Source organism: Streptomyces sp. NPDC007917, assembly GCF_042959105.1.
GTDB lineage: Bacteria > Actinomycetota > Actinomycetes > Streptomycetales > Streptomycetaceae > Streptomyces.
The window spans coordinates 205,361-226,093 of record NZ_JBIBKK010000008.1; the positions used below are offsets into that span (position 1 = coordinate 205,361).

At 71.6% G+C, this 20,733-nt stretch carries 20 protein-coding genes; 10 read left to right on the forward strand and 10 right to left on the reverse strand.

The genetic code is table 11. The annotated features are described in order from the left end of the window. The first annotated feature begins 124 nt into the window (after nucleotides 1–124). The 3 genes from ACFZDL_RS18055 (at nucleotide 125) to thpR (ending at nucleotide 2,619) form a co-directional block, all read left to right on the forward strand. Nucleotides 125–568, forward strand: a complete 444-nt coding sequence (locus ACFZDL_RS18055; protein WP_353588583.1) for a MarR family transcriptional regulator — start codon at nucleotides 125–127, stop codon at nucleotides 566–568. Nucleotides 569–599: 31 nt separating this feature from the next. After that, on the forward strand, nucleotides 600–1,994 hold the full coding sequence (locus ACFZDL_RS18060; protein WP_353588581.1) for an MFS transporter: 1,395 nt from the start codon (nucleotides 600–602) through the stop codon (nucleotides 1,992–1,994). A gap of 61 nt (nucleotides 1,995–2,055) precedes the next feature. Further along, the gene (gene thpR, locus ACFZDL_RS18065) at nucleotides 2,056–2,619 is read left to right on the forward strand and encodes an RNA 2',3'-cyclic phosphodiesterase (RefSeq protein WP_353588580.1); all 564 of its coding nucleotides are present in this window, start codon (nucleotides 2,056–2,058) and stop codon (nucleotides 2,617–2,619) included. A gap of 176 nt (nucleotides 2,620–2,795) precedes the next feature. On the opposite strand, the gene ACFZDL_RS18070 is transcribed toward thpR, so the two are convergent. The 3 genes from ACFZDL_RS18070 to ACFZDL_RS18080 all read right to left on the reverse strand — a co-directional run bounded on the left by ACFZDL_RS18070 (nucleotide 2,796) and on the right by ACFZDL_RS18080 (nucleotide 5,016). Further along, nucleotides 2,796–3,791 carry an aldo/keto reductase gene (locus ACFZDL_RS18070; protein ID WP_353588578.1) on the reverse strand — a complete coding sequence of 332 codons (996 nt, stop codon included), beginning with the start codon at nucleotides 3,789–3,791 and terminating at the stop codon, nucleotides 2,796–2,798. 55 nt (nucleotides 3,792–3,846) lie between these two features. Next, entirely contained in the window at nucleotides 3,847–4,320 is a 474-nt protein-coding gene (locus tag ACFZDL_RS18075; protein ID WP_353588576.1) for a hypothetical protein, read from the reverse strand. Between the two features lie 165 nt (nucleotides 4,321–4,485). Further along, nucleotides 4,486–5,016: a hypothetical protein gene (locus ACFZDL_RS18080; RefSeq protein ID WP_353588574.1), complete on the reverse strand. Its 531-nt coding sequence runs from the start codon at nucleotides 5,014–5,016 to the stop codon at nucleotides 4,486–4,488. 270 nt (nucleotides 5,017–5,286) lie between these two features. Between ACFZDL_RS18080 and ACFZDL_RS18085 the strand changes: the two genes are divergently transcribed. Continuing rightward, nucleotides 5,287–6,291: a hypothetical protein gene (locus ACFZDL_RS18085; RefSeq protein WP_353588572.1), complete on the forward strand. Its 1,005-nt coding sequence runs from the start codon at nucleotides 5,287–5,289 to the stop codon at nucleotides 6,289–6,291. A 17-nt stretch (nucleotides 6,292–6,308) separates the two neighbouring features. On the opposite strand, the gene ACFZDL_RS18090 is transcribed toward ACFZDL_RS18085, so the two are convergent. Next, nucleotides 6,309–7,088, reverse strand: a complete 780-nt coding sequence (locus tag ACFZDL_RS18090; RefSeq protein WP_353588570.1) for a TetR/AcrR family transcriptional regulator — start codon at nucleotides 7,086–7,088, stop codon at nucleotides 6,309–6,311. Between the two features lie 122 nt (nucleotides 7,089–7,210). On the opposite strand from ACFZDL_RS18090, the gene ACFZDL_RS18095 reads away from it, so the two are divergent. Both ACFZDL_RS18095 and ACFZDL_RS18100 read left to right on the forward strand, forming a co-directional pair. Next, on the forward strand, nucleotides 7,211–8,302 hold the full coding sequence (locus ACFZDL_RS18095; protein WP_353588568.1) for an ATP-binding cassette domain-containing protein: 1,092 nt from the start codon (nucleotides 7,211–7,213) through the stop codon (nucleotides 8,300–8,302). After that, nucleotides 8,299–9,141: an ABC transporter permease gene (locus tag ACFZDL_RS18100; RefSeq protein WP_353588566.1), complete on the forward strand. Its 843-nt coding sequence runs from the start codon at nucleotides 8,299–8,301 to the stop codon at nucleotides 9,139–9,141. The genes ACFZDL_RS18095 and ACFZDL_RS18100 overlap by 4 nt, the downstream gene beginning before the upstream one ends. 15 nt (nucleotides 9,142–9,156) lie before the next feature. Here the strand turns inward: ACFZDL_RS18100 and ACFZDL_RS18105 are convergent, their stop codons facing one another. After that, nucleotides 9,157–10,134, reverse strand: a complete 978-nt coding sequence (locus tag ACFZDL_RS18105; RefSeq protein WP_353588565.1) for a WYL domain-containing protein — start codon at nucleotides 10,132–10,134, stop codon at nucleotides 9,157–9,159. A gap of 132 nt (nucleotides 10,135–10,266) precedes the next feature. On the opposite strand from ACFZDL_RS18105, the gene ACFZDL_RS18110 reads away from it, so the two are divergent. Continuing rightward, nucleotides 10,267–11,001 carry an NIPSNAP family protein gene (locus ACFZDL_RS18110; protein WP_353588563.1) on the forward strand — a complete coding sequence of 245 codons (735 nt, stop codon included), beginning with the start codon at nucleotides 10,267–10,269 and terminating at the stop codon, nucleotides 10,999–11,001. A 71-nt stretch (nucleotides 11,002–11,072) separates the two neighbouring features. Here the strand turns inward: ACFZDL_RS18110 and serC are convergent, their stop codons facing one another. Beyond that, nucleotides 11,073–12,191: a phosphoserine transaminase gene (gene serC / locus ACFZDL_RS18115; protein WP_353588561.1), complete on the reverse strand. Its 1,119-nt coding sequence runs from the start codon at nucleotides 12,189–12,191 to the stop codon at nucleotides 11,073–11,075. Nucleotides 12,192–12,522: 331 nt separating this feature from the next. On the opposite strand from serC, the gene ACFZDL_RS18120 reads away from it, so the two are divergent. Next, nucleotides 12,523–15,363: an FAD-binding and (Fe-S)-binding domain-containing protein gene (locus ACFZDL_RS18120; protein WP_353588557.1), complete on the forward strand. Its 2,841-nt coding sequence runs from the start codon at nucleotides 12,523–12,525 to the stop codon at nucleotides 15,361–15,363. A gap of 31 nt (nucleotides 15,364–15,394) precedes the next feature. Here ACFZDL_RS18120 and ACFZDL_RS18125 read toward each other — a convergent pair whose 3' ends face one another. Next, nucleotides 15,395–16,318: an SMP-30/gluconolactonase/LRE family protein gene (locus ACFZDL_RS18125; RefSeq protein ID WP_353588555.1), complete on the reverse strand. Its 924-nt coding sequence runs from the start codon at nucleotides 16,316–16,318 to the stop codon at nucleotides 15,395–15,397. A 97-nt stretch (nucleotides 16,319–16,415) separates the two neighbouring features. Here ACFZDL_RS18125 and ACFZDL_RS18130 point away from each other — a divergent pair, with 97 nt between their 5' ends. Then, nucleotides 16,416–16,850: an Lrp/AsnC family transcriptional regulator gene (locus ACFZDL_RS18130; protein WP_353588553.1), complete on the forward strand. Its 435-nt coding sequence runs from the start codon at nucleotides 16,416–16,418 to the stop codon at nucleotides 16,848–16,850. An 80-nt stretch (nucleotides 16,851–16,930) separates the two neighbouring features. Here the strand turns inward: ACFZDL_RS18130 and ACFZDL_RS18135 are convergent, their stop codons facing one another. Both ACFZDL_RS18135 and ACFZDL_RS18140 read right to left on the reverse strand, forming a co-directional pair. Then, a complete protein-coding gene (locus ACFZDL_RS18135; RefSeq protein ID WP_353588551.1) occupies nucleotides 16,931–17,935 on the reverse strand; it encodes a 2-hydroxyacid dehydrogenase in 1,005 nt (334 codons plus the stop codon). Nucleotides 17,936–18,171: 236 nt separating this feature from the next. After that, a complete protein-coding gene (locus ACFZDL_RS18140; RefSeq protein ID WP_353588549.1) occupies nucleotides 18,172–18,450 on the reverse strand; it encodes a glutaredoxin domain-containing protein in 279 nt (92 codons plus the stop codon). 102 nt (nucleotides 18,451–18,552) lie between these two features. Here ACFZDL_RS18140 and ACFZDL_RS18145 point away from each other — a divergent pair, with 102 nt between their 5' ends. Beyond that, nucleotides 18,553–19,980 (forward strand): MFS transporter, encoded by a 1,428-nt coding sequence (locus ACFZDL_RS18145; RefSeq protein WP_353588952.1) that lies wholly within the window; start codon nucleotides 18,553–18,555, stop codon nucleotides 19,978–19,980. 49 nt (nucleotides 19,981–20,029) lie between these two features. Here ACFZDL_RS18145 and ACFZDL_RS18150 read toward each other — a convergent pair whose 3' ends face one another. Continuing rightward, complete coding sequence (locus tag ACFZDL_RS18150; protein ID WP_353588547.1) at nucleotides 20,030–20,731, reverse strand: SDR family oxidoreductase; 702 nt, start codon at nucleotides 20,729–20,731, stop codon at nucleotides 20,030–20,032. Between the last annotated feature and the right edge of the window lie 2 nt (nucleotides 20,732–20,733).

Below are 20,733 nucleotides of genomic sequence, written 5' to 3' on the forward strand. Positions count from 1 at the left end.
CACAGACACCTCGCGTATGAGCGCCCGGGACGACTGGTCCCGGGCGCTCACTCGTATGGGTGAATAGGTCATCGGGTTGTAACGCGGGTTTCATTAGACGAGGTAATGAGTTATGCTAAAGACCATGCCGGATCTGTCCCATGGTGGCAACGAGGACACAGCCGCCGTGAACGCACTGCGATCCGCCGTGATGCGCCTGTCGCGACGGCTCAAACATCAGCGCGTCGACGAATCGCTCAGCCCCACCGAGATGTCCGTGCTGGGCACGCTGGCCCTGTGCGGCTCCGCCACCCCGGGTGAACTCGCCCGTAAGGAGCATGTCCAGCCGCCCTCGATGACCCGCATCGTGGCGCTGCTCGAAGCCAAGGGACTGGTCAGGCTGGACCCGCATCCGGAGGACCGGCGGCAGAAAGTCGTCTCGCCGACCGAGCGGGCAGAGGCCATGCTCGAAGAGAGCCGGCGCAGGCGGAACGCCTGGCTGGCCGAGCTGGTCGGCGGGCTGACCGAGGAGGAGTGGGCCGCGCTGCGCGCCGCCGCGCCCGTCCTGGAGAAGCTCGCGCACATGTGAGCAAACGAGCCGCCTAGGAGGCGAACGCACTTTGAGTACGGGACCCGGAGCAGATTCCGCACCCGCACCTGATACCGACCCCGTGACCGTTCCCACTGGTGACGCCGCAGCCGGGCGCACCAGGGGCGGGACCTTCAGCTCCCTGAGGGTCCGCAACTACCGGCTGTTCGCCACGGGTGCGGTGATATCCAACACCGGCACCTGGATGTCGCGTATCGCCCAGGACTGGCTCGTCCTCAGCCTCACCGGCTCCTCCACCGCGGTCGGCATCACCACCGCGCTGCAGTTCCTCCCCATGCTGCTCTTCGGGCTGTACGGCGGCGTCATCGCCGACCGCTACCCCAAGCGCCGGCTGCTGCTGCTCACCCAGGGCGCGCTCGGGCTGTGCGGGCTCGCGCTCGCCGCGCTCACCCTCAGCGGCCAGGTGCAGGTCTGGCACGTCTATCTGATCGCCTTCCTCCTCGGCATGGTCACCGTCGTCGACAACCCCACGCGGCAGGCGTTTGTCGTCGAGATGGTCGGACCCAAGGACCTGCGCAACGCGGTCAGCCTGAACTCCGCGAACTTCCAGTCCGCCCGGCTGGTGGGCCCGGCGGTCGCCGGTGTGCTGATCACCGCCGTCGGCAGCGGCTGGGCCTTCCTGCTCAACGGGCTGTCGTTCGGCGCCCCGCTCATCGGCCTGCTGATGATGCGCCCCTCCGAGCTGCACAAGGTCGAGCGCGCGCCGCGCGGCAAGGGACAGCTGCGTGAGGGGCTGCGCTATGTCGCCGGGCGCCCGGACCTGATCTGGCCCATCGTGCTGGTCGGCTTCATCGGCACCTTCGGCTTCAACTTCCCGATCTGGCTCAGCGCCTTCGCCGACGACGTCTTCGACGCGGGACCGGGCACCTACGGCCTGCTCAACTCGCTGATCGCGGTCGGCTCGGTGACCGGCGCGCTGCTGGCCGCCCGGCGGTCCGCGACGAGGCAGCGGCTGCTGGTCGGCGCGGCGCTGATGTTCGGCCTGCTGGAGATCGCGGCGGCGCTGTCCCCGGCCTTCTGGCTCTTCGCCGCGCTCATGGTGCCGATCGGGATCTTCTCGCTGACCTTCAATGTGACGGCGAACTCCAGCGTCCAGCTGGCGACCGACCCCGCGATGCGCGGGAGGGTGATGAGCCTGTTCATGATGGTCTTCGTGGGCGGCACCCCGATCGGCGGCCCCCTGGTGGGCTGGCTGACCGACGCCTACGGCGCGCGGGTCGGCTTCGCCGCGGGCGGGCTGGTCTCCGCGGCGGCCGCGGTGGTGGTGGGCCTGATCCTCGTACGGGCGGGCGGCCTGCGGATGAAGGTGAACCTGCGGCCGGGGCGCCCGCACCTCACCTTCGTACCGCGAACCCCTGAGAACGCGGAGAGCGCGCAGGACGAGCCGGTGCCCGCGGCGGCCTGACGCGGCGGACGGCTCCGGCCGAGCCGGGCGGGCCGGGCGGGCGCTGCGGGAGACTGGGCGGATGAGACTCTTCGCCGCTGTGCTGCCCCCCGAGGCGGCCGTCGCCGAGCTCGCCGCCCGGGTGGGGGCGCTGCGCGGGCTCCCGGGCGCGGACGGGCTGCGCTGGACCGAGCGCGCGGGCTGGCACTTCACGCTCGCCTTCTTCGGCCAGGTCGACGAGAGCGTGCTGCCCGCGCTGCACGAGCGGCTGGCCCGGGCGGCCCACCGCCATCCGCCCCACGAGGTCCGGCTCGCGGGCGGCGGCCGCTTCTCCGACAAGGTGGTGTGGGTGGGCGTCGAGGGAGACCGGGCGACCCTGGGGCAGCTGGCCGACTCCACCGAGGCCGGGGCCCGGCGGGCAGGTCTCCCCATGGACCGGCACCGCCCCTACCACCCGCATCTCACGCTCGCGCGCTGCCGCGGCGGCGCGGATCTGCGGCCGTATGTGGCGGCCCTCGAGGACTTCGAGGGCCGCGCCTGGACGGTGGCCGAGCTCAGCCTGGTGCGCAGCCATCCGCCGACGCCCGGGGTCGTGGGCGCGCAGCCGCGCTACGAGGTGGTGGCCGCCTGGCCGCTGGGGCGCTGAGCGGTCCCGTTACCCTCAAGGCGTGGATCCCAAGACCAGGAACCTGATCATGAGCGGTGCGCTCGTGCTGATACTCGTCGTCGTGGCCGTGGCGGCGGCGTTCGGCTGAGCCCGAGGCTCGGCCGTACGCCGCCGCCATGGTGTGACGTGACCGCGCGTGATGGAGACTGTGAGCCCTACCAGGCGAACGCCTCGGGCGAGGGGCCCGTACCCGGGAAGATCTCGTCCAGCGAGGTCAGCAGCTCCTCGCTCAGGGTCAGCTCGCTCGCGCGGATCGCGGAGCTCAGCTGCTCGGCGGTGCGCGGGCCGACGATCGGGCCGGTCACCCCGGGCCGGGTCAGCAGCCACGCCAGGGCCACCTCGCCGGGCTCAAGACCGTGCTTGTCCAGCAGGTCCTCGTAACGCTGGATCTGGTCCCGCACCGCGCTGTCCTTCAGTACGTCGGCGCTGCGCCCCGACGTGGAGCGGGCTCCGCCGCCGTCGCGCTCCTTGCGGAGCGCCCCGCCCAGCAGCCCGCCGTGCAGCGGCGACCAGGGGATCACCCCGAGGCCGTACTCCTGCGCGGCCGGGATGACCTCCATCTCGGCGCGCCGCTCGAACAGGTTGTACAGGCACTGCTCGCTGACAAGACCCAGCGAGCCACGGCTGCGCGCGGTCTCGTTGGCCTGGGCGATGTGCCAGCCGGCGTGGTTGGAGGAGCCGGCGTAGAGGACCTTGCCCTGCTGCACCAGGACGTCGATGGCCTGCCAGATCTCGTCCCACGGGGTCGAGCGGTCGACGTGGTGGAACTGGTACAGGTCGATGTGGTCGGTGCCCAGCCGCTTCAGGCTGGCGTCGACCGCGCGGCGGATGTTGAGCGCGGAGAGCTTGTCCTCGTTGGGCCACGGCTCTCCGTCGACGCCCATGTTGCCGTAGACCTTGGTCGCCAGCACGGTCTTCTCGCGCCGGCCGCCGCCCTGCGCGAACCAGCTCCCGATGATCTCCTCGGTGCGGCCCTTGTTCTCGCCCCAGCCGTAGACGTTGGCGGTGTCGAAGAAGTTGATGCCCGCGTCGAGCGCGGCATCCATGATCGCGTGGCTGTCGGCCTCGTCGGTCTGCGGGCCGAAGTTCATGGTGCCGAGGACCACCCGGCTGACCTTGAGTCCCGTACGTCCGAGCTGCGTGTACTCCATGAACACCTAGCCAAGCCCTTGGAGTGCGCTCGAATCAAGGGCCCGCCGGGACGCGTCAGGGCCAGTTCACCTCCCCGTCCGCGACCGGGACCGGTACGAACGCGACCTCTTCGTAGAAGCGCACATGGCACTGGAAGGCGAGGGGGCCGACGGCCCGCTCGTGCAGCCAGACCAGCAGCTCGCCCACCCTGTCCAGCTCATCGGGGTGGAACTCCTGGCGGGACGTCAGGGCCCAGCCGCCGCGGGCCCCGGGCTCCAGGGCCGACAGGAGCACGCCGCCGGCGCGGGTCGCGGCGCCCTTGGCGGCGAGCACGGGGTACGGCTCGTCGTGCGTCAGCCAGTTGCCCTGCTCGTCCTCCTCCGGCTCGCCGTCGTCGCCGATCAGCGGTTCGGCGTAGTCGGTCACGAGGGACAGGGGGGTGGCGGGTTGGGGGGCGAGGCCCAGGTGCCAGCGGAGTTCGGATATCTCGGAGTCCGAGAGGGTGTCGGGGAGGTCCACCGACAGGATCAGGTCAAAGACATCGGCCACGCGGTGATCATAGCGCCGGGCGGTCCGGGAAAATTTCGAATGATCCCAGGAAAACTCCGGGCGGTCCCTGAAAATCCGAATGCCCGCATTCTCGGCCGGGGTGCGGCCGAAAAGCGGGCTCTCGGGTGCGATCGTCGAATTTCTCGATCGCCGCATTCTTTTCGATCAGTTGCTGCGGGACTTCTGGAAAGCGAGGAAGCCGAAGACCACGGTCAGCAGCGCGCCGATCAGCACCATGTACAGGCCGGGGCCGGCGGAGATGTCAGCAGCCTTCACGACAGCGTCGGCGTACTTTTCGGCCTCCTCCGCGGACGCCCCGTCGCTCTCCAGCTTCGAGGCGACCAGGCGCGCCGGGTCCACCATGTTGATCACGGCGAAGACCGCGGTGACCAGCGACAGGACCGCACCGCCCAGGTAGATCTGGGCCTTCTTGGTGGCCAGGGCGCCGCCCAGGGCCAGCGCGGCGACGATGGAGACGATCAGCGTGATCACGCCGTCGCCGTCCATGCCCTTGATGCCGCCGGTGTCATCACCGGAGCCGCCCACCACCCAGTTCACCAAAGAGCCGACCAGGGCGAGGGCCGCTCCGACGATCCCGATGATCGCGAACTTCTTGGCCTGTCCGGAGCCCGCCGGAGCGCCCCCGGGGGCGGGCGGCGCGGTCTGCGGGTAAGAGGAACCACCGTAATTGCTCATGGGGCAGACCGTAGGGCGGGGTTATTCTCCGACGCAACGCCGTGGTCCGCTTTGGCGCCGATTGACCGATAAATTTCCAAAAATTAATCTCTGGATCAGCACAACTGATCCAGAGATTATCAATTTGTGTGGCGAGTCGGTGTCGAGTGCTCGCTCATTCGTTATCTGCCCGTTCTCGACGAAGTCAATCAGACAGGTGTAGCGGCCCCGGACCCGCCCCTGGCCGACTGCCGCCCCCTCGGCTCCGGGCCCGGATGGCAGGCTTGGCCCATGCGTTCGCTTCCGTCCGTCCTCGGCGCCGCCGCGCTGGTGGTTCTGCCCGCCGCCGCCCCGGCCGCCGCCGACGACCACACGTCGCCGTCCTCGTTCACGATCGAGGACTCCAGGATCACCGAGTCCAGCGGCCTGGCGGCCAGCCGCCTCCACCCGGGCGTCTACTGGACGCACAACGACAGTGACGACGGCCCGTACGTCTACGCCGTCGACAGCAAGACCGGGCGCACGGTCGCGACGGTCACCATGCGCGGCGTCGGCAGCCCGCGCGATGTGGAGGCCATCTCGATCGGGCCGGACGGCGACATCTACGTCGGCGATATCGGCGACAACCTGGGCGGGTCCTGGTCCCATGTGTGGATTTACCGCTTCCCCGAGCCGAAGACGCTGAAGAACACCACGGTCAGGGCAACCCAGTACACCGTGAAATACGAGGACGGTCCGCGCAACGCCGAGGCGATGATGATCGACCCCAAGACCGGCCGAGCCTATATCGCGAGCAAGAGCCAGAAGGACGGCGGGCTGTACGCCGGGCCGAAAACCCTGTCTCCTTCCGGGGCGAATATCTTCCGGCGGGTCGACGACATCGGCATGGAGGTGACGGACGGGGCCTTCGCCCCGGACGCCAGCAGGCTCGTGCTCCGCGGCTATTTCGACGTCGCGGAGTTCAGGTGGCGCGGCGGCAAGCTCGAAGACCTGGAGGAGGCGCCGGATCTGCCGCTGCAGCGGCAGGGCGAGTCGGTCACCTTCACGCCCGACGGCGGCACGCTGATGTACGGCACGGAGGGCCCGAGCTCCAAGGTGACCGCGGTGAAGCTGGAGGGGGAGCTGCTGCCGGGGGCGACGGCGAAGGAGCAGAAGAAGAACGGGGGCGGGGACTCCACGGGGGCCGGTGCGGCCTCGGAGGAGGAGAAGAACGGCAATCTCCTCAAGGGCGCGCTGACGTTCGCCGCCGCCGCGGTCCTGTTCTTCGGTCTGCGCTCGATCTTCCGCCGCCGCTGACCCCCGGGGGCGAGGGCCTACTTCTCGGCGGCGTCGCGGGCGCGGGCGCGGGCGCGGGCCGCGATGAACGCGCCGATGCCGTCGAGGAGGCTCCGCAGGCCGAACTCGAAGATGTCCTCGCCCCGCCCCGTGAAGGCGTCCTCGCCGAGCGCCGCCTGCATCGGAAACCTGCCGCTGGCGAGCGCCTTCTCCATCGCGGGCGCGTGCGCCTTCCAGAACTCCTCGTCGCTGACGCCCGTGCGCTTCTCGGCCGTGACCGAGTTCAGATGGGTGCGGGCGATGCCGGTGGCGAACCCCTCGACGGTCACGATGACATGGACCCGCTCGCGGTCGGTGAGGCCGATGCCGTCGAGGCCGCGCAGCGCGAACTCCAGTCCCGCCATGGCGTTCGGCCCGAGGATGGGGCGCGACTGGTCGACCTGGAGCAGCCAGGGGTGGCGTCCGAGCAGCTGCCAGAAGCCGCGCGCCACCGTCTCCAGCGTCTCCCGCCAGCCCAGATCCGGGGCGTGGGCGTCGTGGTCGAAGGCCTGGACCTGGTCCAGCATCAGATCCAGCAACTCGGCCTTGCCGGGGACGTAGCGGTACAGCGACATGGTGCCGGTGCCCAGTTCGGCCGACAGCCGCCGCATGGAGACCGCGGCGAGCCCTTCCGCGTCGGCGATGCCGATGGCCGCCGTCACGATCCGCTCCAGGGTCAGCCCGGGCCTGGGGCCGCGGCTGGGCCGCTCGCCGGTGCCCCACAGGAGCTCCAGGCTGCGGGAGATGTCCCCGCTGCCGCTGTGTTCGGTGGTCGTCATCGCGCGCTCATCCTAACGCCGCGCCCGGAAACCGCGTACGCCGTACCCGGAACTGGGTACGCTGTACTCGCAATTGGGTACGGTGTACCCAGTGAAGGCATGGGGTTCCTGTGGGGGTTTCTTTGACTGCGACTTTTTCGAACGCGGCGCGATGGGCGGTCCTCACCGAAGGACTGCGGAAGCGATACGGAGACAAACACGCGCTCGACGGCTTCGACCTGGCCGTCGGCCGCGGCAGCGTCCAAGGGCTGCTCGGCCCCAACGGCGCGGGCAAGACGACGGCCGTACGGATCCTGTCCACGCTGGCCCGGCCGAGCGGCGGCCGGGCCTTCGTCGGCGGGTTCGACGTCACCGCCCAGCCTCGTCAGGTGCGCCGCCGGATCGGGCTGACCGGCCAGTACGCGGCGCTGGCCGAGATGTTGAGCGGGCGCCAGAACCTGGTGATGTTCGGCCGTCTCTTCCACCTGGACAAGGCGCGCGCGGCACGCCGGGCCGACGAACTGCTGAGCACGTTCGGGCTGACCGAGGCCGCCGACACGGTGGCCAAGGAGTACAGCGGCGGCATGCGGCGCCGGCTCGACCTGGCCGCGAGCATGATCCTCGCCCCTCAGGTGCTGTTCCTCGACGAGCCGACGACCGGGCTCGATCCGCGCGGCCGCAACGAGGTGTGGGAGGCGGTCCGCTCGCTGGTCGCCGGCGGTACGACGGTGCTGCTGACCACGCAGTACCTGGACGAGGCCGATCAGCTGGCGGACCGCGTCGCCGTGATCGACCGGGGGCGGAAGATCGCCGACGATACGCCGGCCGAGCTCAAACGGGCGATCGGCGGGGACCGGATCGAGGTGGTGGTGCGGGAGACCGCCGATCTGCCCGCCGCCGTCGAGGCCGTGGCGCGGGTGATGGACCGGAGCGCGGACGCGGCCGGGCCGTACGCGGCCGGGCCGGCGGCCGACCGGGAGGACCGGCGGGTGACGGCCCCGGTGCGCGACCGGGTCGCGGCGCTGACCGAGGTCGCGCGGACCCTCCAGGAGCGGGGCGTGGCCGTCGAGGACATCGGGCTGCGCCGCCCCACCCTGGACGAGGTCTTCCTGCGGCTGACCGGACACCGTACGGACGAACAGGGCGACGAACAGGGCGAGGGCCAGGGCGCGGACGAGCGGCCCGAGGCGCCCGCGCCGGAGCGCGCCGGGACCGAGCGGGAGGTGGACGCATGAGCAGCGTGGCCCACGGGGCAGGGGCACCGGCCGTCGTGGAGGGGCCGGAGCGGCGGGCGTACTGGGCGGTGGCGGACTGTCTGACCATCGTCAGGACCGAGCTCATCACCCTCCTCCGCTATCCCGCCGCCATCGCCTGGCAGCTCGGCACGCCGGTGATGTTCGTGCTGCTGTTCGTCTATGTCTTCGGCAGCGCGATGGAGGTGGGCGGCGGAGCGGACTACCAGGACTACGCGCTGCCCGGGATGTTCGCGATGACGATGGCGAACGGCTTCATGGGCACCGCCGTCGCGGTCGCTGTGGTGAAGGAGAAGGGCGTCATGGACCGCTACCGCTCCATGCCCATGTCCCCCTCGGCGGTGGTCAGCGGGCGCGGCGTCGCCGATGTCATCAGCGCCGCGGTGGACCTGGCGGTGCTCGCGGCGATCGCCCTGGCCGTCGGCTGGCGGCCCGACGGCAGCCTGCCGCAGACGCTGAGCGCCTTCGCGCTGCTGATCCTGCTGCGGTCCGCGCTGATCTGGGTCGGGGTGTATCTGGGGCTGCTGGTGCCCAACCAGCAGGCCGCGGGGAACCTCTTCGCGGTCGCCTTCCCCCTCGGGATGATCTCCAGCGTCTTCACCCCGCCCGCGATGATGCCCGACTGGCTGGGCGCGATCGCGCTGTGGAACCCCGTCTCGTCGACCGCGAACGCGATCCGGGACCTGTTCGGCAACCCGGTCCCCGGCGGGGGCGGCTGGGTGGAGGAGCACGCGACGCTGATGGCGGTGGCCTGGCCGGTGGCCCTCACCGCGGTGTTCCTGCCGCTGGCCGTACGGCGCTTCCAGCGGCTGAGCGGCTGAACCAGGTGGCTGACGTCAGGGGACTCCGTAGGCCTGGGCGAGTACGCCCACGATGGCGGCCATGGCCTGGCGCAGGTCGGCCGGCGCGACGACCTCGACGTCGATACCGAGCCGCAGCAGCTCGCCGCACGCGTGGTCGGTGCTCTCGGTCGGGATGACGGCCTCGACCCATCCGTCGTCGCCGACGGCGGTCGCGGTGGAGTCGACTGCACGCACCACTTCCGGGGGGACGTTGTCGGGCAGGCGTCGGCGTCCCCGCGGGGACAGGCGGACGGTGGCCGTGCCGGTGTAGCGGCGTGCCTGGAAGTCGTCGAGGTAGGAGGTCCAGTACGCGCCCAGGTCGAATCCTTGCGGCCGGTCGAACCGCTCGTCGCTCACCACCGCATCGAGGACTTGGGCGACCCGGTAGGTCGCGATCCGGCTCTCCCCGGCGGCCACGAGGTACCAGATGCCGGATTTGAGCACCAGGCCATAGGGGCGTAGCCGGCGATTCACCTCGTGCGGCGCGCGCCAACGGCGATAGCGCACGTCCACCGCGCGCCGGGTGAGCAGCGCGTCGACGAACAAGGGCAGTTGCGGTGTCGGTTCGGGTTCCCGGTACCAGCCGGGAGCGTCCAGGTGGAACACCGCCGCGGTCCGCGCGGCCTCCTTGCGCAGGTCCGTCGGCAGCGCGGCCAGGAGCTTCAGCCGTGCTGCCGTCACCTCCGCCGCGAGGCCCAGATCGGCGGCGGGCCCGGGCAGTCCGGCGAAGAACAGGGCCCGTGCCTCGCCCTCGCTCATCCCGGTGAGGCGGGTGCGGTAGCCGTCGAGCAGCTGATATCCGCCCCCGCGGCCCGCCTCCGCGTAGACCGGGACCCCGGCGGCCTGCAGACGTGCCAGGTCACGGTAGGCGGTCCGCACGGATATCCCCAGCTCGTCGGCGATCCCGCGCGCGGACATGCGGCCGCGGGACTGCAGCAACAACAGCAGCGACAGCAATCGGCCTGCGGACATGGGCGCATTCTCCTCGGAAACCCTGACAGCACGTGACACAGGGCTCCCCTAGCGTCAGTCCACGTCCGGCTCCGACCACCGAACCGGTCGGAAGTCCCTGCCGGGAGAAGAGCACCGAACAGGAGTTCCCTCGTGTCCCCCACCGACCCCGTCGGCCGCCCCGCTGTGATCGAGCTTCGCCAGTACACGCTGCGTCCCGGTCGGCGTGACGAGCTCATCGAACTGTTCGACCGGGAGTTCGTCGAAACGCAGGAAGAGACAGGGATGGTCGTGCTCGGCCAGTTTCGGGACCTTGATGATCCGAACCGCTTCGTCTGGTTGCGCGGGTTCCGGGACATGGCGGTACGGCACCGTGCGCTGACGGCCTTCTACGGCGGACCCGTCTGGGCCGAGCACGGGCCCCAGGCCAACGCCACCATGGTCGACTCCGACGATGTCCTGTTGCTGCGGCCCCTGTCAGCCGGGAGCGGATTCGCCGTCCGCCCGTCCGAGCGGCCCCGGGCCGGTGCTCCGGCACCGGACCGGTTCGTGTCCGCCACCGTGTGGTCCTTCCCTCCCGGACGGCCCGACGGCATCGCACTCGTCCAGGACGGCCTCCTCCCCGTGCTCCACAAGACGGGACCCGCGCCACTCGCCGTCCTGACCACCGAGACGGCGCACAACACCTTCACCAGGCTGCCGGTCCGCACCGGAGAGAACGTCGTCGCGGTCTTCACGTCCTACCCCGACGAAAGCGCGTACCGCCGGCACCTTGCCGACGTGCAGGCCCATCCCCTCACCCAGGAAATCCTGGCGGGCATCGGGAGAGAACAGACAGCGGCCCCCCGGACACTGAGGCTGGCACCCACGGGCCGCTCGCTCACCTGAGCGGCCCTCGTACGTACGCGAAGGGGCCCGCGCCGTCGCGTCGGCCGCGGGCCCCTCACGGGATGCTCAGATCACAGGCGCTCGATGACGTAGTCGACGCAGGCGGTCAGCGCCTCCACGTCCGACGGCTCGACGGCCGGGAACATGGCGATCCGCAGCTGGTTGCGGCCCAGCTTGCGGTACGGCTCGGTGTCCACGATGCCGTTGGCCCGCAGCGTCTTGGCGACCGCGGCGGCGTCGATCTCGTCGTTGAAGTCGATCGTCCCGACGACCTGCGACCGCTTGGCCGGGTCGGTGACGAACGGCGTGGCGAACTTCGACTCCTCCGCCCAGCCGTACAGCGCGCCCGAGGAGGCCGCGGTGCGGCGCACGGCCCAGTCCAGGCCGCCCTGCCCGTTGATCCACTCCAGCTGGTCGTTGAGCAGGAAGAGCGTCGCGAGCGCCGGGGTGTTGTAGGTCTGGTTCTTCAGGGAGTTGTCGATCGCCGTCGGCAGCGAGAAGAACTCCGGGATGTGCCGGCCCGAGGCGTGCACGCGCGCGGCACGCTCCAGCGCGGCGGGGGAGAAGGCCGCGATCCACAGCCCGCCGTCGGCGGCGAAGGACTTCTGCGGCGCGAAGTAGTACACGTCCGTCTGGGCGATGTCGACCGGCAGGCCGCCCGCGCCCGACGTCGCGTCCACCAGCACCAGCGCGCCCTCGTCGGCGCCCGCCACCCGCTCGAGCGGCATGGCGACACCGGTGGAGGTCTCGTTGTGGGTGAGGGCGTAGACGTCCACGCCCGCCTCGGCCCGCGGCAGCGGATGGGTGCCCGGGTCGGCGGAGATCACGGTCGGCTCGTCGAGCCAGGGCGCGAGCTTCGCGGCCTTGGCGAACTTGGACGAGAACTCACCGAAGGACAGGTGCTGGGACCTGGTCTCGATCAGGCCGTGGGTCGCGATGTCCCAGAAGGCGGTGGAGCCGCCGTTGCCCAGGATCACCTCGTAACCCTCGGGCAGCTGGAACAGCTCGCGCACGCCCTCGCGCACCTTGCCGACCAGGTTCTTGACCGGGGCCTGGCGGTGCGAGGTGCCGAGCAGGGAGCTTCCAGTGGCGGCCAGCGCACTGAGCGCTTCGGTGCGCACCTTGGAGGGGCCCGAGCCGAAGCGACCGTCGGCGGGCTTGATGTCAGCGGGAATCCGGATCTCAGCCACGGACGGAAGCCTAATCCGTCGGTATGCCCAGCCTGCCCCGGTGTCCATCCGATGAGACACGGTGTCTCTTGGCCGGGACGGCCCACGAGGCGCCGAGCGCGCCGCGGGCGACGACCGCGAAGACGGCGAAAGCGCTGGTGCGGCCGGATGCGGCGGGAAACCGGGGGCCTCGGACGGGCCCGCCGCGTCGAGGACCGCGACCGCGATCCGGGCGCCCGCGGCACCCCCGACGGCGTGCGCGACCGTGTTGACGCCGCCGGCCCCGATGTCCGCGGGCCCGAACCGGAACTCGACATTCTCATCCGGGCCCGGGAGATGGACCATGGGAACCATGGTTGATCACGAGACGGGCCAAGGAGAAGAACTGGAACGGGCCCTGCGCCGGGCCGTCCGCGGCGAGGTCTCCTTCGACACGGCGAGCCGCGCGCTGATGACAATGGACGCGTCGAACTACCGGCGGGTGCCCGCCGGGGTCGTCGCCCCCTACGACGCCGACGACGTCGCGGCCGCGCTGGCCGTATGCCGCGAGAGAGCGGTGCCCGTGGTGGCGCGCGGGGCCGGCACATCGATCGCCGGACAGGCCACCGGGCTCGGCGTCGTCCTCGACTTCACCCGCCACATGCGCTCCGTCGTCTCCCTCGACCCGCAGGCGCGCACCGCCGTCGTCCAGCCCGGCGTGATCCTCGACGACCTGCGGGCGGCCGCCGGCGCGCACGGCCTGACCTTCGGCCCCGACCCCTCCACCCACAGCCGCTGCACCCTCGGCGGCATGATCGGCAACAACTCCTGCGGCTCCCACTCGGTCGCCTGGGGCACCACCGCCGACAACGTACGGGAGCTGGACGTCGTGACGTACGGCGGCGAACGGCTGCGCGCCGGACGCGGCCTGGACGGGCTGCCGCCGAGGCTCCGCGAGGGCTTGCGCGCCCTGGTCGACGCCAACCTCGCCCCGCTGCGCACCGGCTTCCCCGAACTGCCCCGCCGCATCTCCGGCTACGCGCTGGACGCGCTGCTGCCCGAGAAGGGCGCCGACGTGGCCCGCGCGCTCACCGGCAGCGAGGGCACCCTCGGCGTGCTCACCGAGGCGACCGTACGCCTCGTGGACGCTCCCGCCGCCCGCGCCCTCGCCGTCCTCGGCTACCCCGACGAGAGCGCCGCCGCCGAGGCCGCCCACACCCTGCTGCCCCACGGCCCGCTCACCGTCGAGGGCATGGCCGCCGACCTGGTCGCCGGGGCGACCGGCCTGCCGGGGGGCGGCGCCTGGCTGTTCGTCGAGGTCGGCGGCGCCACCCGGGAGGAGGCCCTGGCCCGCGCCGAGACCCTGGCCCGCGCCGCCGCCGACGCCACCACCGACCACACCGTCGTCGCCGACCCGGCCGGCCAGCGCGCCCTGTGGCGGATCCGCGAGGACGCCTCCGGCACCGCCACGCGCATGCCGGACGGCAGCGAGGCCTGGCCCGGCTGGGAGGACTGCGCCGTGCCGCCCGCCCGGCTCGGCGCGTACCTGCGCGACTTCCGCGCCCTGATGACCCAGCACGGGCTGCGCGGCACGCCCTACGGGCACTTCGGCGACGGCTGCATCCACGTACGCATCGACTTCGACCTGCTGAGCGACGCCGGAATCCGCGTCTTCCGCGCCTTCTCCACCGACCTCGCCGACCTCGTCGTCGCCCACGGCGGCTCGCTGTCGGGCGAACACGGCGACGGTCTGGCACGCGCCGAACTGCTGCCCAGGATGTACGGCGACGAGATGGTCCGGCTCTTCTCCCGCTTCAAGGACCTGTGGGACCCGGCCGGCGGCCTCAACCCCGGCGCCCTCGCCCGCCCGCAGCGCATGGAGGAGAACCTGCGCTTCACCCCGCTGCCCAGGCGCCCGGTGGACGTGGAGTTCGGCTATCCGCACGACAACGGCGACTTCTCGGCGGCGGTGCGCCGGTGCGTGGGCGTCGCCAAATGCCGCGACGAGTCCGTCTCCGGCGCGGCCGTCATGTGCCCCTCCTACCGCGCCACCGGCGAGGAACAGCACTCCACGCGCGGCCGCGCCCGTCTCCTGCACGAGATGCTCGCGGGCGAGGTGGTGCGCGACGGCTGGCGCTCACAGGAGGTGCGCGAAGCGCTGGACCTGTGCCTGTCGTGCAAGGGGTGCCGCAGCGACTGCCCGGTCGGGGTGGACATGGCCACCTACAAGGCGGAGTTCCTGCACCACCACTACGAGGGCCGCGTGCGCCCCGCCGCGCACTACTCGATGGGCTGGCTGCCGGTGTCGCTGCGGGTCCTCGCCGCCCTCCGGGCGGCGCCGGTGGCCAACGCGGCGGCGGGCATCCGCCCGCTGGCCCTGCTCGCGAAGCGAGCGGGCGGCATCGCGCCGCTGCGCCCCATCCCGGAGCTGGCCCCGGAGCCCTTCACCCGCTGGTGGCGCAAGCGGGCGCGGGCCGCCGCGCGGGGCGGCGGCCGTGCGGCGGCCACCACGGTCGTGCTGTGGCCCGACACCTTCACCAACTACCTCTCCCCGTCCGTCGGCAGGTCGGCCGTGGCCGTGCTGGAGGCGGCCGGGCTGCGGGTGGTCGTGCCGCCCAAGCCGGTGTGCTGCGGGCTGACGTGGGTGTCGACGGGGCAGCTCGACCGGGCCCGGTCCGTCATGCGGCGCACCCTGGACGTCATGGCCCCGGCCCTGGACGCCGGGCTCCCCGTGGTCGGCCTGGAGCCCAGCTGCACCGCCGCGCTCCGCACCGACCTGCCCGAACTCCTCGGCCCCGCCGACCCCCGCGCCGCCCGGCTCGCCGACGCCGTCACCACCTTCGCCCAGGCCCTGGAGGACCACGCCCCCGACTGGCAGCCCCCCAAGGCCGACCGCCCCGTCGTCGGCCAGACCCACTGCCACCAGCACGCCGTCCTCGGCGACGCGGCCGAGCGCCGCCTGCGTGCCCGCGCGGGTCTGACGGGCGAGCTCAGCGGCGGCTGCTGCGGGCTCGCGGGCAACTTCGGCTTCGAGCGGGGGCATTACGAGGTGTCCCTGGCCTGCGCGGAGGAGCAGCTGCTGCCGTCCGTACGGGCCGCGGACCCCGGCGCCGAAGTCCTCGCGGACGGCTTCTCCTGCCGTACGCAGCTGGAGCAGCTGGCCGGCCGCCGCGCCCGCCACCTCGCGGAGGTCCTGGCCGAACGGCTGCGCTGAGTCCGGGCCGGTGATGCGGTGAGGGACCGGCTCAGCGGGCGGTCGGCAGCGGCGGGGTGCCGGTGACAGACATGACGACGGAGTAGAGCGCGGTGTCGGCGGCGATGAACATGCGGTTCCGTTTGGCTCCGCCGAAGCGGATGTTGGCGACGACGTCGGGGACCAGGAGGCGGCCGAGGAGTGTGCCGTCCGGGTCGTAGCAGTGCACGCCGCCGCTCATGGCGGCGGCCCAGAGCCGGCCGCCGTCGTCGAAGCGGATGTTGTCGAAGTTGCCGATCCCGCACTCGGTGAAGATCTCGCCGCCGGTGAGGGTGCCGTTCTCGTGGACGTCGAAGACGCGGATGTGGTTGGCCCGGCTGTCCGAGACGTACAGCCGACGCTCGTCGAGGGAGAAGACGAGGCCGTTGGGGCCGCGGAAGCCGTCGGCGACCAGCCGTACCTCGCCGCTGGCCGGATCCGCGCGGTAGACGTTGCAGGCGCCGATCTCGCTCTCGGCGCGATGGCCCTCGTAGTCGCTGGTGATCCCGAAGTCGGGGTCGGAGAACCAGATCGAGCCGTCGGACTTCACGGCGGCGTCGTTCGGGCTGTTGAGTCTTTTGCCCTGGAAGCGGTCGGCGATCACGGTGATCGAGCCGTCGTGTTCGGTGCGGGTGACGCGGCGGTTGCCCTGCTCGCAGGTGACGAGGCGACCCTCGTTGTCCAGGGTGTTGCCGTTGGGGTGACCGGCGGGTGAGCGGAAGACGCCGACCTTCCCGGTGGTCTCGTCCCAGCGGAGCAGGCGGTCGTTGGGGATGTCGCTCCACACCAGATACCGCCCGGCCGGGACGTAGAGGGGACCCTCGGCCCAGCGAGAGCCTTCGAAGAGGGTCTCCAGCTTTGAGTCGCCCGCATGGCACCTGCCCGTGCGGAAGCGCTCATCGAGGATCTCGTACAACTGCGGTTGATCGCCGGGCATGTCGCCGCCCTCACCATCGCCTCGAATGTTGATCTGACGAATGCAAACTATGCAGAATGAGATTCGGCAGATCAAGCTGTTCTCAGAAGGAGATCCGTTGGACGACGTCGATCGGCAGTTGCTCGCCCTCCTGCAGCAGGACGCCTCAAGGCCGTATGCGGCGCTGGGGCAGGCCGTTGGGCTGTCCGCGGGGGCAACACATGAACGCGTGCGCAAGCTGCGCGAGCGAGGCGTCATCCGCCGGACAGCCGTCGAAGTCGATCCCGCGGCGATCGGACGGGGTGTGCTCGCCTTTGTCATGGTGGACTCGACGAAGTGGGTGGGTGACTCCGCCGACCAGTTCTCCGCCATTCCGGAGATCCAGGAAGCGCACATCATCGCCGGCAGCGCTTCGGTCCTGGTCAAGGTCAGGACCTCGACGACGGAGCAACTCCAGGACGTGCTGCGCCGCCTGTACGCGATCGAGGGAGTCAGCGGCACTCAGGCCACCATGGTGCTCGAGACCTTCTTCGAGCGCCCTGTTACTCCCTAGGGCCCGGCCGGAGCGCCCGGCCGGGCGGGAGCCGTACCCGGCGCCGGAGCTGCCGGGGACCCGCGCGCCACGTCATACCGTCACCCCTTCCGCGCCGCCGGGGCGGGCTGGGCGCGGTTGACGATCACGCCGTTGACGACGTTGCGCGGGGCCTCGCCCGACAGCACCCGGTCCAGGGACTCGATCAGCCGCGCCCTGATCGCGTGGTACGCCTCGTGGGTGACGCCCGCGGTGTGCGGGTTGAGCAGCACGTCGGACCGGCCGCGCAGCGGGGAGTCGGCGGGCAGCGGCTCCTCGGCGAACACGTCGAGGGCCGCACCCGCCAACTGCTGGCCGTCCAGGGCCCGTACCAGCGCGTCCTCGTCGAGGACCCCGCCGCGCCCGGCGTTGATCACGTATGAGCCCCGGTCCATACGGGCCAGCAGGGCGTCGCCGACGAGCCCGCGGGTGGCGTCGTTCAGGGGCATGTGCAGGGTCAGCACGTCGGAGCGGGAGGCGAGTTCGTCCAGGGGCACGTACTCGCGCTCCGGCTCGGACGGCATGGGGTCATGGACCAGCACGCGGCTGCCGAACGCGTCGAGGCGGCGCGCCACGGCCCGGCCGATGTTGCCGAACCCGGCGATGCCCACGGTCAGCGCGGCCAGATCGCGCCCGCGCAGCCCCTCCGGGCCCCAGCCGCCCCCCGTGATCTTGGCATGGCCGGCCGCGTAGCGCCGCACCAGGTACAGCAGCGCGCCGACCGTCCAGTCGGCGACGGCGTCGGTGTTGAACCCGGGGAGGTTGGCGACCGGGATGCCCAGCCCGGCGGCGGCGCGGTGGTCGACCCCGTCGAAGCCGACGGCCACGGACTGCACGAGCCGGCACCGCTCCATCCCCGCCAGCAGCTCCGCGGTGATACGGCGCTCCTTCTCCAGCGGGGCGAGGACGACGGTCGCGTCGGCGAGCGCTTCCCGGTGATCGTGCGGGTCCTCGTCCGGGCCGATCTCGGTGATGCGCAGGTCCGGGTGGCCGGGCAGCAGCCGCCGCAGCTCGTCGGAGCCCAGGTCATTGAGGTGATACAGGGTCACGAGATGGTGATCGGGCATGACATGCGGCTCCAGGGTCGAACCAGGGCGAGGGGCGCTGCGGCAGCGGCCCTGCGGACGCCATGAGTTTTCGCCACCATGAAGATCGTGTCAACGGTTAACCGATGACGGTCTTCTGCGATCGGCGGCGCCCTGGAGCGGCCTCGGGGACGCGGACGGCCGCGTCGGTCGAGGCGCTGGGGCGGGAGCTGCTGGGCCGGCCTCAGGGTTGAGGCCGCGGGGCGGTGTCCGGGGCGTCAGCCGGATTTGGAGAGCAGGTGCGGTGCGTACGTCGCGACCGCTTCCATCAGCTGCTTCTTCGACGGGTTCACCATCGCCCTGCCCGCCACCGTCACGGTCGGCACGGTCTCGTTTCCGTCCGCGACGGAGCGGACGAAGGCCGCCGCTTCGGGGTCCTTCCAGATGTTGACCTTGGTGTACCGAAGCCGCGTGAAGCGCAGCCGCAGGAGCAACTTGATGCAGTACGTGCACATGGGGCGCCAGTAAACGACCACGCCCTCCTGGTCCTCGACCACCGATCTCCCTCTCCGCCGGTACACGATCCGCGGCCGAGCCTCCCACGAAAACCAGTGGCACGGCTTGGTGCGTACCAATTAGCTTGCGCGCTCGTGACATCCGTGACCGAAGCCTCGAAGGCGCAGGGCCTGTTCTCCCGGACGTACGCAGCCGCCACCGCCAGTTTCGCGGCGGTGATGTTCCTGACCGGGTTCGCCGCGCTCGCCGTGGTGCCGACGCTGCCGACCGCGGCCCGGGACCTGAACGGGGTGGGCCTGTTCCCCGTGGTCGCGGGGTGCTTTGTGACGGCGAGTCTGCTGGGTGGGGTGCTGGGCGGTCACTGGGCGGACCGTGCGGGGGCGCGCAGGCCGCTGGCGGCGGGGGTGGTGCTCACGGTGGTCACCCTGGTGGTGTCGGGGGCCAGCGTCTCCGTGTGGCAGCTCGCGGCCGGGCGGTTCCTGGACGGGCTGGCGGCCGGGATGGTCGCGGTGTCGGTCGACGCCGCCATCGGGCAGGCGTATCCGGAGCGGCTGCGGCCCCGCGCGCTGGCGCTGATGAGTTCGTGCTGGATCATCCCGTCGCTGGCGGGCCCGCCGCTGGCCGGGCTGGTGTCGGAGTGGTGGTCCTGGCGGGCGGTGTTCTTCGGGCTGGCGGCGCTGATGCTGCTGCCGGCCCTGGCGCTGGTGGTCGTGGTGCGCGGCGCATCCCTGCCGGGGGCCGCGCCGTCGGACGGTCACGCCTCGCGCCCGCCGCTGCTGATCGCGGCGGCGGTGAGCCTGGGCGCGGCGCTGGGGCAGTACGGGGTGTCGGGCTGGGACGTGCGCCATCTGCTGTTCGTGGCAGGGGGGTTGGGGCTGCTGGTGATCTTCGCACCGCGGCTGCTGCCCGTGGGCACCTGGCGTGCCGCCCGGGGGCTGCCGGCGACGGTGTTGCTGCGTGGCCTGTCGTCGGGCACGTACTTCACGGTCGAGGCGCTGGTGCCGCTGATGCTGATCGACGAACGGGGCGCGCCCGCGGTGCTGATCGGGCTGGCGTTCACGGGCGCCGCCGTGGTGTGGGCGGGAGCCTCGTGGGTGCAGGGGCGGCTGCTGGAGAACCGGCCGCGGCATGTGCTGGTCGCCGCCGGGGCGTTGGTGATGGCGGTGGCCGTCGGGCTCGCGGTGGTGGGGACGTTCACCAGGGGGCCGGTTCTCCTCGCCGCTTCCGCCATGCCCGTGGCGGCCGCCGGCATGGGTCTGCTGGCCCCGTCCCTGACCGTGCTGTCGCTCTCCCACAGCCCGTCCGGCCGGCTGGGCCACACCAGCAGCTCGATGCAGACCAGCCAGAACCTCGGCCAGGTCACGGTGATGGCCCTGGCCTTCGCCGCGCTCAACACCTGCCTGGCCATCGGCGCCTCCGCGACGGCCGGTTACGGGGCCGCCTTCGGGCTGCTGCTCCTGCCGCCGCTGCTGATCGCCCTGCTGGCGGGGCGTGCCCGCAGCACGGGGGGCAGGGTGGTGGCCGGCGTGCACGCCGATGAGCCGTCCCTGACCAGCAGCGGCTCCGACTGAGCGATCCCGAGCGCTCGCCCTGCTGGCCGGTTACGGGCATGTGGTGCCCTTACCAGGGCAGCGGTTTACGGTCGTAAAACAGGCCGCCGGTCGTTGTGTCTCCTGAGGGAAGTGTGGCGAGCCAGACCGGCGTGTCAGCTCCCTGCTCCACGCTGCGCGGTGCTCTGGGCCCGCCCATGTCGGTGCGGGTCCAGCCTGGGGATGCGGCGTTGACCAGGACCCCGGTCCCGCGGAGGTCAGCCGCCAGGATACGTGTCAGGGCGCTGACTGCGGCTTTGGAGACACGGTAGGCGGGCTCCTGGCCTTCGGTCATCTCAGTGAGCGATGCGAGGTTGCTGCTCAAGTTGACCACTCGGCCATAGCCTGCCGTAACCATTTGGGGGATGACGGCGTCGGCCACACGCCATGTGCCCAGCAGGTTCGTCTCCCAGGTGTCCTGCACAATCCGGTAGTCCGCGCCGATGGCGCGCTGGGATCCATCGAGGGCGACTCCGGCGTTGTTCACCAGTACATCGATCCGACCTGACCGCTCAATGCCTTGCTGGACGGCATGGTTGATGCTCGTGGGCGAGGTGACGTCGAGTTCCAGGGGCGAAGTTGCCGACCCGAGCGCTCGGCTGACTTCCCGAGCCGCCTCGAGGTCCCGCGCGGCGACGAGAACGCGCAAGCCTCGCTGGACGAGTTGACGGGCGATTTCCGTGCCGAGGCCGCGTGCGGCGCCGGTCACCAGGGCAACACGGGCGTCGGTCATCG

Excerpts from the sequence above, each read along its gene's own strand:
- ACFZDL_RS18055 (WP_353588583.1), top strand. The coding sequence starts at position 125 with ATGCCGGATCTGTCCCATGGTGGCAACGAGGACACAGCCGCCGTGAAC.
- ACFZDL_RS18100 (WP_353588566.1), top strand. The coding sequence starts at position 8,299 with ATGAGCAGCGTGGCCCACGGGGCAGGGGCACCGGCCGTCGTGGAGGGG.
- ACFZDL_RS18150 (WP_353588547.1), bottom strand. The coding sequence starts at position 20,731 with ATGACCGACGCCCGTGTTGCCCTGGTGACCGGCGCCGCACGCGGCCTC.
- ACFZDL_RS18070 (WP_353588578.1), bottom strand. The coding sequence starts at position 3,791 with ATGGAGTACACGCAGCTCGGACGTACGGGACTCAAGGTCAGCCGGGTG.
- ACFZDL_RS18090 (WP_353588570.1), bottom strand. The coding sequence starts at position 7,088 with ATGACGACCACCGAACACAGCGGCAGCGGGGACATCTCCCGCAGCCTG.
- thpR (WP_353588580.1), top strand. The coding sequence starts at position 2,056 with ATGAGACTCTTCGCCGCTGTGCTGCCCCCCGAGGCGGCCGTCGCCGAG.
- ACFZDL_RS18125 (WP_353588555.1), bottom strand. The coding sequence starts at position 16,318 with ATGCCCGGCGATCAACCGCAGTTGTACGAGATCCTCGATGAGCGCTTC.
- ACFZDL_RS18105 (WP_353588565.1), bottom strand. The coding sequence starts at position 10,134 with ATGTCCGCAGGCCGATTGCTGTCGCTGCTGTTGTTGCTGCAGTCCCGC.
- ACFZDL_RS18120 (WP_353588557.1), top strand. The coding sequence starts at position 12,523 with ATGGTTGATCACGAGACGGGCCAAGGAGAAGAACTGGAACGGGCCCTG.
- ACFZDL_RS18085 (WP_353588572.1), top strand. The coding sequence starts at position 5,287 with ATGCGTTCGCTTCCGTCCGTCCTCGGCGCCGCCGCGCTGGTGGTTCTG.
- ACFZDL_RS18080 (WP_353588574.1), bottom strand. The coding sequence starts at position 5,016 with ATGAGCAATTACGGTGGTTCCTCTTACCCGCAGACCGCGCCGCCCGCC.
- ACFZDL_RS18135 (WP_353588551.1), bottom strand. The coding sequence starts at position 17,935 with ATGCCCGATCACCATCTCGTGACCCTGTATCACCTCAATGACCTGGGC.